This window comes from Actinomycetospora sp. NBRC 106375 (assembly GCF_030269665.1).
GTDB lineage: Bacteria > Actinomycetota > Actinomycetes > Mycobacteriales > Pseudonocardiaceae > Actinomycetospora.
Genome location: NZ_BSTS01000002.1, coordinates 362,254 through 376,377 on the forward strand (window position 1 = coordinate 362,254; position 14,124 = coordinate 376,377).

At 74.0% G+C, this 14,124-nt stretch carries 16 protein-coding genes; 5 read left to right on the plus strand and 11 right to left on the minus strand.

Annotation, left to right across the window (positions count from 1 at the left end; all coding sequences use genetic code 11):
* Positions 1–11: 11 nt before the first annotated feature.
* Both QSK03_RS05280 and QSK03_RS05285 read right to left on the minus strand, forming a co-directional pair.
* Positions 12–185: a CsbD family protein gene (locus QSK03_RS05280; protein ID WP_285649001.1), complete on the minus strand. Its 174-nt coding sequence runs from the start codon at positions 183–185 to the stop codon at positions 12–14.
* A gap of 50 nt (positions 186–235) precedes the next feature.
* Entirely contained in the window at positions 236–2,077 is a 1,842-nt protein-coding gene (locus tag QSK03_RS05285; RefSeq protein WP_285649004.1) for an MFS transporter, read from the minus strand.
* A 59-nt stretch (positions 2,078–2,136) separates the two neighbouring features.
* Between QSK03_RS05285 and QSK03_RS05290 the strand changes: the two genes are divergently transcribed.
* A complete protein-coding gene (locus QSK03_RS05290; RefSeq protein ID WP_285649006.1) occupies positions 2,137–2,508 on the plus strand; it encodes a VOC family protein in 372 nt (123 codons plus the stop codon).
* Positions 2,509–2,550: 42 nt separating this feature from the next.
* On the opposite strand, the gene QSK03_RS05295 is transcribed toward QSK03_RS05290, so the two are convergent.
* From QSK03_RS05295 to QSK03_RS05305, 3 genes are read right to left on the minus strand one after another with little or no spacing between them, the layout of a single operon-like run.
* The gene (locus tag QSK03_RS05295) at positions 2,551–3,762 is read right to left on the minus strand and encodes a TIGR03620 family F420-dependent LLM class oxidoreductase (protein WP_285649008.1); all 1,212 of its coding nucleotides are present in this window, start codon (positions 3,760–3,762) and stop codon (positions 2,551–2,553) included.
* Between the two features lie 3 nt (positions 3,763–3,765).
* Positions 3,766–4,176, minus strand: a complete 411-nt coding sequence (locus QSK03_RS05300; protein ID WP_285649010.1) for a VC0807 family protein — start codon at positions 4,174–4,176, stop codon at positions 3,766–3,768.
* Positions 4,177–4,226: 50 nt separating this feature from the next.
* Positions 4,227–4,883 carry a MerR family transcriptional regulator gene (locus QSK03_RS05305; protein WP_285649012.1) on the minus strand — a complete coding sequence of 219 codons (657 nt, stop codon included), beginning with the start codon at positions 4,881–4,883 and terminating at the stop codon, positions 4,227–4,229.
* A gap of 88 nt (positions 4,884–4,971) precedes the next feature.
* Between QSK03_RS05305 and QSK03_RS05310 the strand changes: the two genes are divergently transcribed.
* Complete coding sequence (locus QSK03_RS05310; RefSeq protein ID WP_285649014.1) at positions 4,972–5,463, plus strand: DUF4188 domain-containing protein; 492 nt, start codon at positions 4,972–4,974, stop codon at positions 5,461–5,463.
* Between the two features lies 1 nt (position 5,464).
* Here QSK03_RS05310 and QSK03_RS05315 read toward each other — a convergent pair whose 3' ends face one another.
* Together QSK03_RS05315 and QSK03_RS05320 are read right to left on the minus strand one after the other, a co-directional pair.
* On the minus strand, positions 5,465–5,827 hold the full coding sequence (locus tag QSK03_RS05315) for a biotin carboxylase domain-containing protein (RefSeq protein WP_285649016.1): 363 nt from the start codon (positions 5,825–5,827) through the stop codon (positions 5,465–5,467).
* 162 nt (positions 5,828–5,989) lie between these two features.
* Positions 5,990–6,757, minus strand: a complete 768-nt coding sequence (locus QSK03_RS05320) for a TetR/AcrR family transcriptional regulator (RefSeq protein ID WP_285649018.1) — start codon at positions 6,755–6,757, stop codon at positions 5,990–5,992.
* 172 nt (positions 6,758–6,929) lie between these two features.
* Here QSK03_RS05320 and QSK03_RS05325 point away from each other — a divergent pair, with 172 nt between their 5' ends.
* On the plus strand, positions 6,930–7,790 hold the full coding sequence (locus QSK03_RS05325) for an SDR family NAD(P)-dependent oxidoreductase (protein ID WP_285649020.1): 861 nt from the start codon (positions 6,930–6,932) through the stop codon (positions 7,788–7,790).
* Here the strand turns inward: QSK03_RS05325 and QSK03_RS05330 are convergent.
* The 3 genes from QSK03_RS05330 to QSK03_RS05340 all read right to left on the minus strand — a co-directional run bounded on the left by QSK03_RS05330 (position 7,706) and on the right by QSK03_RS05340 (position 12,463).
* Positions 7,706–8,854, minus strand: coding sequence for an acyl-CoA dehydrogenase family protein (locus QSK03_RS05330; protein WP_285649022.1), 1,149 nt, complete (start codon positions 8,852–8,854; stop codon positions 7,706–7,708). The genes QSK03_RS05325 and QSK03_RS05330 overlap by 85 nt on opposite strands.
* Positions 8,851–10,824 (minus strand): ATP-binding protein, encoded by a 1,974-nt coding sequence (locus QSK03_RS05335; RefSeq protein WP_285649024.1) that lies wholly within the window; start codon positions 10,822–10,824, stop codon positions 8,851–8,853. Before QSK03_RS05335 ends, QSK03_RS05330 begins: the two co-directional genes overlap by 4 nt.
* A gap of 79 nt (positions 10,825–10,903) precedes the next feature.
* Positions 10,904–12,463, minus strand: a complete 1,560-nt coding sequence (locus QSK03_RS05340) for a carboxyl transferase domain-containing protein (protein ID WP_502872132.1) — start codon at positions 12,461–12,463, stop codon at positions 10,904–10,906.
* Between the two features lie 90 nt (positions 12,464–12,553).
* On the opposite strand from QSK03_RS05340, the gene QSK03_RS05345 reads away from it, so the two are divergent.
* A complete protein-coding gene (locus QSK03_RS05345) occupies positions 12,554–13,123 on the plus strand; it encodes an SACE_7040 family transcriptional regulator (RefSeq protein ID WP_285649026.1) in 570 nt (189 codons plus the stop codon).
* 59 nt (positions 13,124–13,182) lie between these two features.
* Complete coding sequence (locus QSK03_RS05350; protein ID WP_285649028.1) at positions 13,183–13,599, plus strand: YbjQ family protein; 417 nt, start codon at positions 13,183–13,185, stop codon at positions 13,597–13,599.
* Between the two features lie 3 nt (positions 13,600–13,602).
* Here the strand turns inward: QSK03_RS05350 and QSK03_RS05355 are convergent, their stop codons facing one another.
* Complete coding sequence (locus tag QSK03_RS05355) at positions 13,603–14,052, minus strand: hypothetical protein (protein WP_285649030.1); 450 nt, start codon at positions 14,050–14,052, stop codon at positions 13,603–13,605.
* Between the last annotated feature and the right edge of the window lie 72 nt (positions 14,053–14,124).

Genomic DNA, 14,124 nt, shown 5'->3' on the forward strand with positions numbered 1-14,124 from the left:
GCGCGCTCACGTCAGCTCTTGAAGGCGTCCTTGATCTTCTCGCCGGCCTGCTTGAGGCTGCCGGCGGTCTGGTCCTTCTTGCCCTCGGCCTGCCACTCCTTGTTGTCGGTGGCGTCGCCGAGCGCCTCCTTGGCCTTGCCCTTGAGCTCCTGGGCCTTGTGGTCGAACTTGTCCTCGGCCGACATGTGGGCTCCTCTCCGACGCACCCGACGGGCGTCCTCCGGTAGCAGGACCATTACCCCGCGTCCGAGGAGGGCAATCCGCGTGCCGGTTCGGCGGCCCGTGCTGCTCCGTTCGTCCCGTTCGCGCCCGGGAGGACGACGTCGCGCACGGCCCGTCCCGCGCGGGGGACGTCGACCCACGACACCGCGGGCCGGTGCCCGTCGGCGCGCGCGAGGAGCTGGAAGCGTCCCGCGCCCCGCGGGACGAGGGCGAACGCGCCCGCGGCGTCGGTGGCCGTGGTCGCTGCCTCGCGCCCGTCGGGGTCGACGAGGGTGAGCCGCGCCCCGCCCACCCCGGCTCCCGCCTCGTCGGTGACGTGGCCGCGCAGGCCCGTCCCGTCGGGGGTCTCGTGGACGGTCTCGTCGGCACGATCGGGGTCGTCGCCGGCGGCGTGGGCCGGGGCGTGGGCGACGGCGGGCGGCGCCACCTCGCGGGCCTCCCGGGAGCGGCGCCGGCGTCCCAGCACGAGATCGGTGACGCCCAGGACGAGCGCCAGCACGACGAACGCGACCGCACCCACCAGGCCGCGGCTGATCGCGAGCGCCCAGTCGCCGCCGGTGCTGGTGAGCTGGCCGAAGAACACGGCGCCGACCGCCGAGATGCCGATCGCGGAGCCGACGCGCTGGCCGGTCTGCAGCACGCCCGCGGCCGTGCCGCCCTCGCGGGCGGGGACCTCCTCGAGCGCGAGGGTCTGGTTGGGCGCGATGACGAAGCCGCTGCCGATGCCGGCGAGGAGCAGCGGTCCGGCGATCGCCCAGCCGACCTGGGCGGGGTCGAGGCGCAGCACGAGGTCGACGGCGACGAGCCCGACCCCGACGGCCACGAGCCCCATCACGACGAGGGACTTGCCCAGGCGCGAGACGAGCCGGCCACCGACGGCGGACGTCACCGCGGAGCCGAGCGCGAACGGGGTGAGCGCCAGCCCGGCCTCGAGCGGGGTGTAGCCGCGGCCGTTCTGCAGGAAGAGCGTGACGACGAAGAAGATCGCCGTGAAGCCGGCGAAGTACAGCAGGCCGAGCGAGGACCCGAGGGCGTAGCTGCGGGTGCGCAGGAGGGCGAAGTTCACCAGCGGGTGCCCGTGGGTCCGGCGCGCCCGGCGCTCCCAGGCGATGAACACGGCGAGCAGCACCACGGCGACGGCGATGAGCCACCAGGGCGCGCCCGAGCGGTCCTGCTCGGAGAGCACCAGCGGCACCATGAGCGCCACGACGGCGCCGCCGAGCAGGATCGCGCCGACGACGTCGAGGGGGCGCCGCTCGCCGTCCCCGGCCGTGTCCCGCGGTAGCAGGCGTGCGCCCAGGGCGAGCGCGACGATCCCGATCGGCACGTTGACGTAGAAGACCCAGCGCCAGCCGTCGGTGTCGCCGCCCCACTGCAGCAGCAGGCCGCCCAGCAGCGGGCCGATGGCCGTCGAGATGCCGATCGCCGCGCCGAACAGCCCGAACGCACGGCCACGTTCGCGACCCTGGAACAGCTGCTGGATGAAGCCGATGACCTGCGGGTTCAGCATGCCGCCTGCGGCGCCCTGCAGGAGCCGGAAGACCACGAGGGACGCGGCGTTCGGCGCGAACCCGGCGGCGGCGCTGGTCAGCGTGAACAGCGCCAGCGAGATGATGAACATCTTCTTGCGGCCGCGGTCGTCGCCGAGACGGCCCGACGCGACGAGGACGAGACCGAAGGTCAGGGCGTAGCCGGAGACGACCCACGACAGCTCGGCCGACGACGCGCCGATCCCCCGCTGCATGGCGGGGAGCGCGACGTTGACGATGCTGACGTCGAGCAGCGTCATGAAGCCCGCGATGAGGCACACCGCGAGGGCATGCCAGCGTCGTGGGTCGGGCTCGGGAGAACTCACGCCCGTGAGTTTCCCTGCCGCCACCTGGCCAATCGTGACACGCGACGGAGGGAACGACCGTGGAGATCCTCTCGAGCCGCATCCTCGTCCGGCCGCGGGACTGGGAGTCCTCGCGGGCGTTCTACGCCGACACCCTGGGGCTCGCGGTCGCCCGCGAGTTCCCCGGCGGGGTCGTGTTCTTCCTGGGCACGGGCTATCTGGAGCTGTCGAAGGCCGGGGCGGTGGCGATCGGCGACGACGCGCTGTGGCTGCAGGTGCGCTCGCTGCCGTCCGCCGTGGCGGAGCTCCGGGACAAGGGCGTCACGATCACCCGCGAGCCCGTCCGGGAGCCCTGGGGCCTCGACGAGTGCTGGATCGCCGATCCCGACGGCCGCGCGATCGTCCTCGTCGAGATCCCCCCGGGCCACCCCATCCGCACCGACACCCGCTGACCCCATGTGAGCAGTTGGCGCCCCGATAGGGGCGCCAACTGCTCACATACCGAGGGCCGAGGCCAGGTCGCGGAGGGCGGGGCGGGGGTCGGCCATGGGGCCGCCGGCGTCGCGACGGCCGAGGGCCTGGACGAGGACGTGGTCGGCGCCCGCGTCGAGGTGCGCGGTCACCGAGGCCGCGATCGTGTCGAGGTCGCCCATGCCGACCAGGGCCTTCGCCAGCCGGTCGGAGCCGCCGCGCACGAGGTCCGACTCCTCGAAGCCCTGGCGCAGCCAGGAGTTCCGGTAGTTCGGCAGGCCCGAGTAGATCTCGAGGTGGTCGTGGGCGCGCTGCAGGGCGTCGTCGGGGTCGTCGCCGACGGCGACCGCCTGCTCGGAGACCACCCACTTGTCCGGCCCGAGCGCGTCGCGGGTGACCCGCGTCTGGCCCGGGGTGACGAGGTAGGGGTGCACGCCGTCGGTCTCGGCACCGGCGAGCTCGATCATCTTCGGCCCGAGGGCGGCGACGAGCCGGGCGGGGCGGCCGACGCCGGGCTCGATCTGCTCGGGCACGGCGGCCATCCGCTCGAGGTAGTCGCGCATCGTGGCCAGCGGCTTCTGGTACGTCCCGCCCCGCCCGCGCTCGACGAGCGGCCCGTGGCTCACGCCCAGGCCCAGGACGAACCGGCCCGGGTGCAGCGCGGTGAGGGTCCGCCCGCCGCTCTCGGCCGCGATCGGGTCGCGGGCGTGGATATTCGCGATGCCGGTGCCCACGACGAGGCGGTCGGTGGCGGCGAGGAAGGCGCCGGCTTGGGTCAGCGTCTCCTTGCCGTAGGCCTCGCCGTAGAACAGCGAGCCGTAGCCCATCGCCTCGATGTCGCGGGCGGCCTGCGCCGCGTCGGGCATCGACCAGCTGTCGCTGCTCCACCAGACGCCGATGCGGGACGGGAAGTCGATCGGTGCGGCCACGGCCGGGAGGTTAACCCGCGGCGGGCGCGGGCGCGTGCTCGGCGGCATACGCCGTCGCGCGGCGGCCTGACGGATGCCGTACCCGACGTTCCACACCGCGAGCCCGGCGTTGGTGGCGATGAGCAGCGCCGCCGAGACCCCGACCATGACCTCGACCGGCAGGGCGTAGACGAGCGGGATCCGGGCGACGGACTCGATGCCCAGGCCGAGGCCCCACACGAGCGCGCTGACGCGGAAGAGGCGGCGCACCACCGGGTCGGTCCGGTAGTACTCGTCCATCGTCGCCGCCTCGCGGGGCTTCCACATCTCCTACGCCGAGAGGGTGAGCGGCTCGCCCACGAGCAGGCTGCCGAGGAACCCGAGCGCGACGACCGACGTCGTGAAGGAGTCGCTGAGCAGGATGAACCGCGGGTCGTCGCTGGCGAACGCGAGCGCGAGGCCCAGCCCGAACATCATCAGCATGACCGCGCCGAACCAGGTGACGCGGCGGTCGCGCACCGCCACCCACACCAGCCGCAGGCCGGCGGCGACGGTCGCGACGAGCAGGGCGACCCAGTCGGTCGCGCCGAGCAGGTGCAGGACGTAGTAGCCGGCCACGGGGATGCCGATGTCCCACAGCAACCCGGTGAGGGCGCCGAGCCCGCCCCGCGGCTCGGGGGTGTCGGACGGCGTGCCCACCTCGGGGGTCTCGGGCGAGACCGCGGTGCCGGGGGTGCTCATGAGGGCTCCTTCGACGGGTACCTCCACCCTCGCCCGCTTCGTCCGATACTTTAACTATCCGTAGTGAATTTATCCGACGGATCCGCCCCGAGGAGCCGGGCGGAGGCGTCGGCCTGGGCCATCACCCGCAGCGCCAGCAGCAGCGACCCGCCGAGCACCGTGCCCGTGACGGCCCCCTCGACCGCCCGCTCGCGCCCGCCGCCGTCGGTGCCCGACAGCACGGACTCGACCTCCCGCGCCGCGAGCTGTTCCATCGCCGCGGCGTAGTCGTCGATGGCCTCGCCGAACTGCGGCCATCCCAGCCGGGCGTAGGTGGCCAGGACGTCGGCGGCGGCGCGGCGCCCCGGGTTGGCCTCGGTGACCCGCCAGCCCCGGCGCGCCACGAGCCCGTCGACCTTCGCCCTGGCCTCGGCGGCGGCCTCGTCGCTCACACCTCCGGGGACGGTCACGACGGCGTCCTGGGCCGCGCCGAGCGCCTCGTAGAGCGGCACGTCGCCGTCGACGGCCGCGAGCACCTCCTTGGCGGCGGCCACCGAGAGGCCGCCGACGTCGAGCAGCGCGCGGACCAGGCGCAGCCGGCGGACGTGGTCCTCGCCGTAGTCGGCCTGGTTGGGCCCGGTGCGCTCGCCCGCGGGGAGCATGCCCTCGCGCAGGTAGTACTTGATCGACGGGACGCTCACGCCCGACCGCCGGCTGAGCTCACCCACGCGCACGGCACACCTCCGGGAACGACGTTTGACACTATCGGATAGTGAGACTATCTATAACAGCACACCGACCGTCCGGGAGGACGCCGTGAACCATCGTGTCAGCGCCGAGATCGAGGGCGAGTTCGTCGTCTTCGTGCTCGGGATGCACATCAACCGCCCGACCCGCGTGCGCGACTGGCTGCCCGTCGTCGGCGCCATGCGCCCGATGATCAAGGAGCTGCAGCGCCAGCCGGAGCTCGGCCTCCTGCGCGCCGAGATGGGCTGGATGTTCGGCGGACCCGCCGTCGTCCAGTACTGGCGCTCCTACGACCAGCTCGTCGCCTACGCCCGCAGCGCCGAGGCGCTGCACGTCCCGGCGTGGCGCGCGTTCAACCGGGCCGCGCGCCGCACCGACGCGGTCGGGGTGTTCCACGAGACCTACCGGGTCGCCGACGGCACCTGGGAGACGGTCTACAGCCACATGCCCGCGATCGGGCTGCGGGCCGCGACGGCCGGGCGGACGCTCGACGCGACGAGCACCTCGGCGAGCCGCATCGGGGACCGCGAGCACGACACCGCCCCCGTCCCGGCGGGCTGACCTACCCCCGCGACGCCAGCAGGCCGGTGTCGTGCGCGCCGGCCCGGAACCGCGGGTCGTCGAGCAGCTCCCGCTGGAACGCCGTGAGCACGGCCATCCCCCGCCCGCCGATCCGGGTCTCGTCGAGGGCCCGGGCCATGCGTGCGAGCGCCGCCGTCCGGTCGGGCGCCCAGGCGATCACCTTGGCGATCATCGAGTCGTAGTGCGGGGGGACGACGCTGCCGACCTCGCAGTGCGAGTCGAAGCGCACCCACGGCCCGCCGGGCGGCGTGCACACCTCGAGGCGGCCGGGGGTCGGCGCGAAGCCCCGCTCCGGGTCCTCGGCGTTGAGCCGGCACTCGATCGCGTGGCCCTGCAGCCGCACGTCGGACTGCCCGAACGACAGGGGCTCGCCGGCGGGGCCAGACCGAAGGAACGGTGCTGGGGCGCGGCGGGCGTGGCGGGCGTGGCGGGGGTGCTGGTCGTGCTCATCGGGTCCCCCCGGGGGCCGTGACGTCGGAGACGATGGCCGGGGACCCGGGCGTGCTCAGGTCCGCCGGTCGGGTGCGGGCGCGGTGTCCTCCGGGAGGCCGCCCTGGTGGCCGAGCAGGCGTGCCATGGCGTCCAGCTCCTGCTCGAAGACCGCCGCGGAGTGCTCGCCGAGCGGCTCCAGCTGGCCCATCGTCGCCATGGACACCGAGCCGTAGAGGCGCACCCAGCACTGCACGGCGATCGGCGCGACCGCCGGCTCGAGGTCCACCCCGGTGTTCGCGCAGTAGCGCACCATCGCGTCGACCGAGTCCGGCGGCGGGACGGGCGTGGGCGCGGGCATGGTCTCCGGCCGGGCCGCGTCGGCGAGCAGCGAGAGCATCACGCCGCCGAACTCCCGCCGGGCCCGCAGCTGGTCGGACTCCACGCTCGGGTCGCCCATGGGGTGCACGAGCATGAACTCGAACTCGTGGGGGTGCGCCAGCGCCCAGCCGCGCATCGCCCGGCTGGCCGCGACGAGCGGGTCGAGCGGGTCCGCGGAGCCGGCGTGCGCCGCCGCTTCCCGCAGGTGCGCGCTCAGCTCGTCGAAGAGCTCCGCGAGCAGGACGTCCTTGAGCTCCTCGTGGCTCGCGAAGTAGCGGTACAGCGCCGGGGAGCTCATCTGCATCCGGCGGGCGACGGCACGCGTCGTCAGCCCGGTGTGCCCGAGCTCGACGACGAGCGCCCGCGCGATCGTGAGGATCTCCCGGACGGTCAGCGCGCGCAGGCGCTCGCGACGGCTCGGGGTCTCGTCCGAGCCCGCCGACGTCCTCGCTGCGCTGGTCATCACGCCTCCCTGATCCCGACGTCCGTGCGGCCGACGGCCCCGATGACCTCGGAATCGGGACACCGTAACCCGTGTCCAGTGGCATGAGGGTTCCCTCCGCAGCGCTTTCGCGTCCGTTGTTCGCAGAAGTTACACGTGATAACTTTGCGAACGCCAGTAAGGAGAGTGAGCCATGACGACAGCACTGATCACGGGGGCGACCGCCGGGATCGGCGCGGCCTTCGCCCGCCGCCTCGCCGGGGACGGGGCACGGCTCGTGCTCGTCGCCCGCGACGAGAAGCGCCTCGCCGGCGTCGCGGCCGAGCTGACCGACCGCCACGGCGTCCCCGACGACGGCCCGCACGAGGTGCTCGCGGCCGACCTCACCGTCGACGCCGAGCGCAAGGCCGTCGAGGACCGGCTGCGCGACCGCGCGGACCCCGTCGACACGCTGGTCAGCAACGCCGGCGTCGGCCTGCCGGGCCGCTTCTGGGACGCGGACCCGGACGGGATCGAGGCCCAGACGGTGCTCGGCGTGACGGTCGTGCAGCGCCTCATGCGAGCGGGCCTGGAGGGCATGGTCGAGCGCGGGCAGGGCACCGTGCTCAACGTCGCGAGCTTCGCCGCGCTCCTGCCCGGTCGCAACGGCGCGGCGTACACGGCGGCGAAGGCCTACACGGTGTCCCTGACCTCGGAGGTCGCCGCCGACCTCGCCGCCGAGGGCATCACCGGCGTCCGCGTGCTCGCCGTCTGCCCCGGCTGGACGCGGACGGAGCTGCACGCGCGCTCGGGCAGCGACTCACCCGAGGCGTCGTCGTCCTGGTGGCTCGACGCGGACCAGGTCGTCGAACAGGCGCTGGCCGACCGCGACCGCGGCCGGACCCGCTCCGTGCCGGGGGACGCGCTACAAGGCGCTCCTCGCCGCCGTCGACGCCCTGCCCCACGGGTTCACGCGCCGCTGAGGGGGCCCTACAGCCCGAGATGGCGCGCGATCAGGATCTTCTGGACCTCGCTGGTGCCCTCGCCGATCTCGAGGATCTTCGAGTCGCGGTAGTGCCGGGCCACCGGGTACTCGTTCATGAAGCCGTAGCCGCCGAAGATCTGGGTGGCGTCGCGGGCGTTGTCCATCGCCGCGTTGGAGCTCACGAGCTTCGCGACGGCCGCCTCCTTCTTGAACGGCTGCCCGGCGGCCATCTTCGCGGCCGCGTCGTGCCAGGCCAGACGGGCGCAGACCGTGCGCGCCTCCATCTCGGCGATCTTGAACTGGATGCCCTGGTAGGACCCGATCGCGGCGCCGAACGCCTCGCGCTCGCGGGCGTAGCGCAGCGACTCGTCCACGCAGCCCTGGGCGGCGCCGGTGGACAGCGCCGCGATCGCGACACGTCCCTCGTCGAGGATCGACAGGAACTGGGCGTAGCCCCGCCCGCGCTGCCCGACGAGGTTCTCCTCCGGCACGCGGCAGTCGTCGAACGCGAGCTCGTGGGTGTCAGAGGCGTTCCACCCGACCTTCGAGTAGCTCGGCGCCACGGTGAACCCCGCCGTGCCGGTGGGGACGAGGATCGCCGAGATCTCCTTCTTCCGGTCGTCGGCGCGGTCCGTCACCGCGGTCACCGTCACCAGCGACGTGATGTCGGTGCCGGAGTTGGTGATGAACGCCTTCGACCCGTTGATCACCCAGCCGTCGCCGTCGAGCTTGCCGGTGGTCCGCGTGGCGCCCGCGTCGGAGCCGCCGCCGGCCTCGGTGAGCCCGAAGGCGCCCAGGGTGCGGGCGACGGCGAGGTCGGGAAGCCACCGGTCCTTCTGGGCGTCCGACCCGAACCGCAGGATCGGCATGATCCCCAGCGACACCCCGGCCTCGAGCGTGATCGCGACCGACTGGTCGACCCGGCCCAGCTCCTCGAGCGCGACGCACAGCGCGACGTAGTCGCCGCCCATCCCGCCGTACTGCTCGGGCACGGGCAGGCCGAACAGGCCCATCTCGCCCATCGCGGCGACGATGTCGTAGGGGAACTTCTCCTTGATGTAGTACTCGCCGATGACCGGCGCGATCTCCTTCTGCGCGAAGTCCTCGACCGTCGCGCGCAGGGCCTCGTGCTCCTCCGACAGCTGCATGATCATTCTCCTGGTTCGGGCACGACGGTGACCAGCGGCGCGTCCAGGGCGACGGCGGCCCCGGCCTTCGCGGCCAGGTCCTTGACGACGCCGTCGGTCGGCGCGGAGACGACGTGCTCCATCTTCATGGCCTCGACGACGACGAGGCGCTGGCCTGCGGTGACGTGGTCGCCCTCGGCGACCTCGACGGACGTGACGGTGCCGGGCATCGGCGCGGTCAGCGGACCGTCGCCGTGGCCGCCGGCGGTCCGGGCGGCGCGCAGCCGCTCCTGCTCGCGCAGGGCCCAGGCGCCCCCGTCGCGGGCGAGCCAGCGCACGCCGTCGGCGACCGCCCCGCGGTAGTGGCGGGTCGCGCCGTCGAGGGTGACGACGAGCGTGCCCGCGTCCTGCCGCGCGGACGCCGGGCGCGGCGTGCCCTCCTCGCCGACGGTGACGACGGCGCCGGCGGGCGGGCCGGCCACGGCGACGTCCACGGGGTCGCCGGTCGCGCCGGCGGCGGGGACGAGGCGCCAGCGCGCGGGGGCGGGGTCGGCGCCCAGACGCCAGCCGCCGAGGCGGTCGAACGGGGCGTCCCCGGCCGGGAGGTCGAGCAGGCCGGCCAGGGCCGCGGCCGCGAGCACGTCCTCGGGGACGGGGTCCTCGAACGCCGGCAGGCGCCCGATGAGCCCCGTGTCGAGGCGCCCGGCGCGGACGTCGGGCTCCGTGATCAGCATCCGCAGCCAGGCGAGGTTGGTCCGCACGCCGAGCACGGCCGTGGCGGCGAGCGCGGCGTCGAGGCGGTCGAGTGCGGTGGCGCGGTCCGGCCCGCTCGCGATGATCTTGGCGAGCATCGGGTCGTAGCGGGACCCGACCTCGGTCCCGGCCGCGACGCCGGCGTCGACGCGGGCGTTCCGCGGCCACTCGACGTCCAGGATCCGCCCGCCGGTCGGCAGGAAGCCGCGCGCCGGGTCCTCGGCGTAGAGGCGGACCTCGACGGCGTGGCCCTCGATGGTCACGTCGCCCTGGTCGTAGCCCAGCTCCGCACCCGCGGCGACGCGTAGCTGCTCGGCGACGAGGTCGAGGCGCTGCCCGCGGACCCGCACGACCTCCTCGGTCACCGGGTGCTCGACCTGCAGCCGGGTGTTCATCTCGAGGAAGAAGAACTCGCTCGCGTCGGCGTTCGTCACGAACTCGACGGTCCCGGCGCCGACGTAGCCGCAGGCGCGCGCGGCCTCGACCGCCGCCTCCCCCATCGCCCGGCGCTGCGTCGCGTCGAGCACCGCCGACGGCGCCTCCTCGACGACCTTCTGGTGCCGGCGCTGCAGCGAGCACTCGCGCTCGCCGAGGTGCACGACGCCGCCGTGGCGGTCGGCGAGAACCTGGATCTCCACGTGGCGGGGATCGGTGACGTAGCGCTCGACGAGCAGGGTGTCGTCGCCGAAGCTGCCGCGCGCCTCGCGGCGCGCCGCGGTGATGGCGTCGGCGAGGTCGGCGTCGTGCTCGACGACGTGCATGCCCTTGCCGCCACCCCCGGCGCTCGGCTTGAGCAGCACCGGGAACCCGATCTCGCGTGCAGCCGCGGCGACCTGCTCGTCGTCGAGCCCGGAGCCGTCCGAGCCGGGCACCAGCGGCACGCCGGCCGGGCCGACCGTCGCCTTCGCGCGGATCTTGTCACCCATGGCCTCGATGGCCTCGGGCGGCGGCCCGATCCACGTCATCCCGGCGTCGGCGACCTGCCGGGCGAACGCGGCGTTCTCGGCGAGGAACCCGTAGCCCGGGTGCACCGCGTCGGCGCCGACCGACCGGCCGGCCTCGACGATCGCGGCACCGTCGAGGTAGTCGGGCACGCGGACCGCGACGTCGGCCGCGCGCACGTGCGGCGCCCCGGCGTCCGGGTCGGTGTACACCGCGACGGCGCGCAGGCCCCGCGCGTGCAGGGTCCGCGTGATCCGCACGGCGATCTCGCCGCGGTTGGCGATCAGCACGCTGGTGAACACAGTGGCCTCGTCCTCGCAGTGATCGAAGTACGGATACGGACGCTGAGTGTCAGTGTCGGCACTTCGCTGACACCCCCGCTCACATCCGGAAGACGCCGAAGTGCGGCGCGTCGAGGGGGGCATTGGCGCAGGCGGACAGGGCCAGGCCGAGGACGGTGCGGGTGTCGGCGGGGTCGATGACGCCGTCGTCCCACAGCCGCGCGGTGGAGTAGTACGGGTGGCCCTGGTGCTCGTACTGCTCGCGCACGCCGTCGGCGTCGCTCGACCCGACCGTGCCCAGCACGGTCGCGGCCTGCTCGGCGCCCATGACGCTGATCCGCGCGTTCGGCCACATCCACAGGAAGCGCGGCGAGTACGCCCGTCCGCTCATCGCGTAGTTGCCGGCGCCGTAGGAGCCGCCGATGACGACGGTCAGCTTCGGCACGCGGGTGGTGGCGACGGCGGTGACCATCTTCGCGCCGTCCTTGGCGATGCCGCCGGCCTCGTACTCGCGGCCGACCATGAACCCGGTGATGTTCTGCAGGAACACCAGCGGGATGCCGCGCTGGTCGCACAGCTCGACGAAGTGCGCGCCCTTGAGCGCCGACTCGCGGAACAGCACGCCGTTGTTGGCGACGATCCCGACGGGGTGGCCGTGCAGGCGGGCGAACCCGGTGACCAGCGTCGTGCCGTAGTCGGGCTTGAACGGGGTGAAGGCGCTCCCGTCGACCAGGCGCGTGATCACCTCGTGGACGTCGTAGGCGGTGCGGCCGTCGACGGGGACGACGTCGTAGAGCTCGGTCGGGTCGTGCTCGGGCTCGACGGTGGGGCGGCGCTCCCAGGGCGGGGCCGGACGGGGACCGAAGGTGTCGACGATGTCGCGCACCATCGACAGCGCGTGGGCGTCGTCCTCGGCGAGGTGGTCGACGACGCCGGACGTGCGCGCGTGCAGCACGCCGCCGCCGAGCTCCTCGGCCGTGACCTCCTCGCCCGTCGCCGCCTTCACCAGCGGCGGGCCGCCGAGGAAGATCGTGCCCTGGTCGCGGACGATGATCGCCTCGTCGCTCATGGCCGGGACGTAGGCGCCGCCGGCGGTGCAGGAGCCCAGGACCGCGGCGATCTGCGGGATGCCGAGCCCGGACATCGTGGCCTGGTTGTAGAAGATGCGCCCGAAGTGCTCGCGGTCGGGGAAGACCTGGTCCTGCTCGGGCAGGAAGGCGCCGCCGGAGTCGACGAGGTAGATGCACGGCAGCTTGTTGTGCAGCGCCACCTCCTGGGCGCGCAGGTGCTTCTTCACCGTCATCGGGTAGTAGGTGCCGCCCTTGACGGTGGCGTCGTTGGCGACGACGACGCACTCGCGCCCGGCGATGCGCCCGATGCCGGTGATGATCCCGGCACCCGGCGCGGCGTCGCCGTACATGCCGGTGGCGGCGAGCGGCGAGAGCTCGAGGAAGGGGCTCGACGGGTCGAGCAGCGCGTCGACCCGGTCGCGCGGCAGGAGCTTGCCCCGCTCGACGTGCCGCTGCCGCGACCGCTCGGGGCCGCCGAGGCGCGCGGTCGCGAGGCGATCGCGCAGGTCGGCGACGAGAGCCTCATGTGAGTGGTTTTCCCGGCTCTGGCCGGGAATTTCGCTCACGTGGTCGGTGCTGGGCGCGGCCACGGGCGGCCTCCTCGCCGGCGGGTTAACGATGACTAACACGACGTTAGCAAGCGTTCACGTCGGCGGCAAGGAAGACGTAGGCTCCCGAGGGTGCCCGTCACCGTGTCCCGTCGCGAGCAGATCCTCACCGAGGCCGCGCGCCTGTTCGCCGCCCACGGGTTCCACGGCGTGTCCATCGACGGGATCGGCGCGGCGGTCGGGGTCAGCGGCCCCGCGCTCTACCGGCACTTCCCGTCCAAGGAGGGGCTGCTCGCGGAGATGCTGGTCGGCATCAGCGAGCACCTGCTCGCCGGCGGTCAGGAACGGGCGGCCGAGCACGCCGAGCCGGTGGCCCTGCTCGACGCCCTCATCGCGTTCCACACCGACTTCGCGCTGCACCAGCCCGAGCTGATCACCGTCCAGGACCGCGACCTCGCCAACCTCCCCGACGAGGCACGGCGCCGGGTCCGCGGGCTGCAGCGGGCCTACGTCGAGATCTGGGTCGACGCGCTGCAGCGGGCCGGGCTCGCCGCGGGCGGGGAGGCGGCGCGCGTCGGCGCCCACGCCGCGTTCGGCCTGATGAACTCGACGCCGCGCAGCGCCGGGCACACGCGTCCCGAGGTGGCCGCGCCCGTGCTCGTCGCGATGACCCGCGCTGCGCTGCACGCCCAGCACGCCTGACCCGACCGGCCGCGTCGACACGGCCGACCCGGGGTGTGATCGGCGCTACTCTCCTGATCGTGAACCAGCCTCAGCAGCCGCCCTCGCAGCCCCCGGGTCAGGCCCTCCCCCAGCAGCCGGCGCAGCAGCCCGGCCAGCAGTACCCGATCCTGCTCTCGACGATGAACGACCTGCCCGGCTACCAGGTCGTGCGCGTGTTCGGCGAGGTCTTCGGGCTCACCGTGCGCAGCCGCAACATGTTCTCGAACCTCGGCGCCGGCTTCAAGGCCATGGCCGGCGGCGAGCTCAAGGGCCTGTCGAAGCTGCTCTCGGACTCGCGCCACGAGGCGCTCGGCCGGCTCTCGCAGGAGGCCATGGCCCACGGCGCCAACGCGGTGCTCGCCCTGCGATTCGACTGCAACGAGATCGCCCAGTCGGCCAGCGAGATCGCGGCCTACGGCACCGCCGTCTACGTCGTGCCGGCCGCCCAGCGGTGACGCTCAGCGACCCCAGCCGGTCGTCCCGCCCGCCCGGTCCGCGTTGAGCTCCTCCTCGTGGGCGACCAGCCGGTTGCGGCGCATCGTGGCCTCCTCGAGCCGCGAGCGGACCGCGCGCTGGCGGGAGAGCAGCTCGCGCACGTAGTCGAACCGCTCCTCCTGGGTCGCCTCGTGGATCTGGTGACTCAGCTTGGCGTCGAAGCGCTCCAGGACGCCGACCTGCTGGTCGGCGTCGCGGCGGTGCCGTGCGGCCTCCTCGTACCGCCCCTGGGGCGATGCGGGCGGGAGCGGGCCGGGCGGCGGGCCGTACCCCGCGAGGCCGTGGCCGGGCGCGCCGCGCGGCGCGTCGTACGGCCGCGGTGCCCCGATCCCCGTGTACTCGGGCGGCGCGGTGTCGGCCGCCCGGTCATCACGGCCCCGTCCGAAGAGCCGACCCAGTCGCGAGGCCGCCATGGCGATCCCCTCCTCACCCGGAGTGACATCGACCACTGTGCACCTCGGAGGGGTCCGGACGGAAGCGGACGG

Coding starts and splice junctions, on each gene's coding strand:
- QSK03_RS05325 (WP_285649020.1), top strand. CDS start 6,930: ATGACGACAGCACTGATCACGGGGGCGACCGCCGGGATCGGCGCGGCC.
- QSK03_RS05300 (WP_285649010.1), bottom strand. CDS start 4,176: ATGAGCACCCCCGGCACCGCGGTCTCGCCCGAGACCCCCGAGGTGGGC.
- QSK03_RS05320 (WP_285649018.1), bottom strand. CDS start 6,757: ATGACCAGCGCAGCGAGGACGTCGGCGGGCTCGGACGAGACCCCGAGC.
- QSK03_RS05280 (WP_285649001.1), bottom strand. CDS start 185: ATGTCGGCCGAGGACAAGTTCGACCACAAGGCCCAGGAGCTCAAGGGC.
- QSK03_RS05330 (WP_285649022.1), bottom strand. CDS start 8,854: ATGATCATGCAGCTGTCGGAGGAGCACGAGGCCCTGCGCGCGACGGTC.
- QSK03_RS05295 (WP_285649008.1), bottom strand. CDS start 3,762: ATGTGGAAGCCCCGCGAGGCGGCGACGATGGACGAGTACTACCGGACC.
- QSK03_RS05355 (WP_285649030.1), bottom strand. CDS start 14,052: ATGGCGGCCTCGCGACTGGGTCGGCTCTTCGGACGGGGCCGTGATGAC.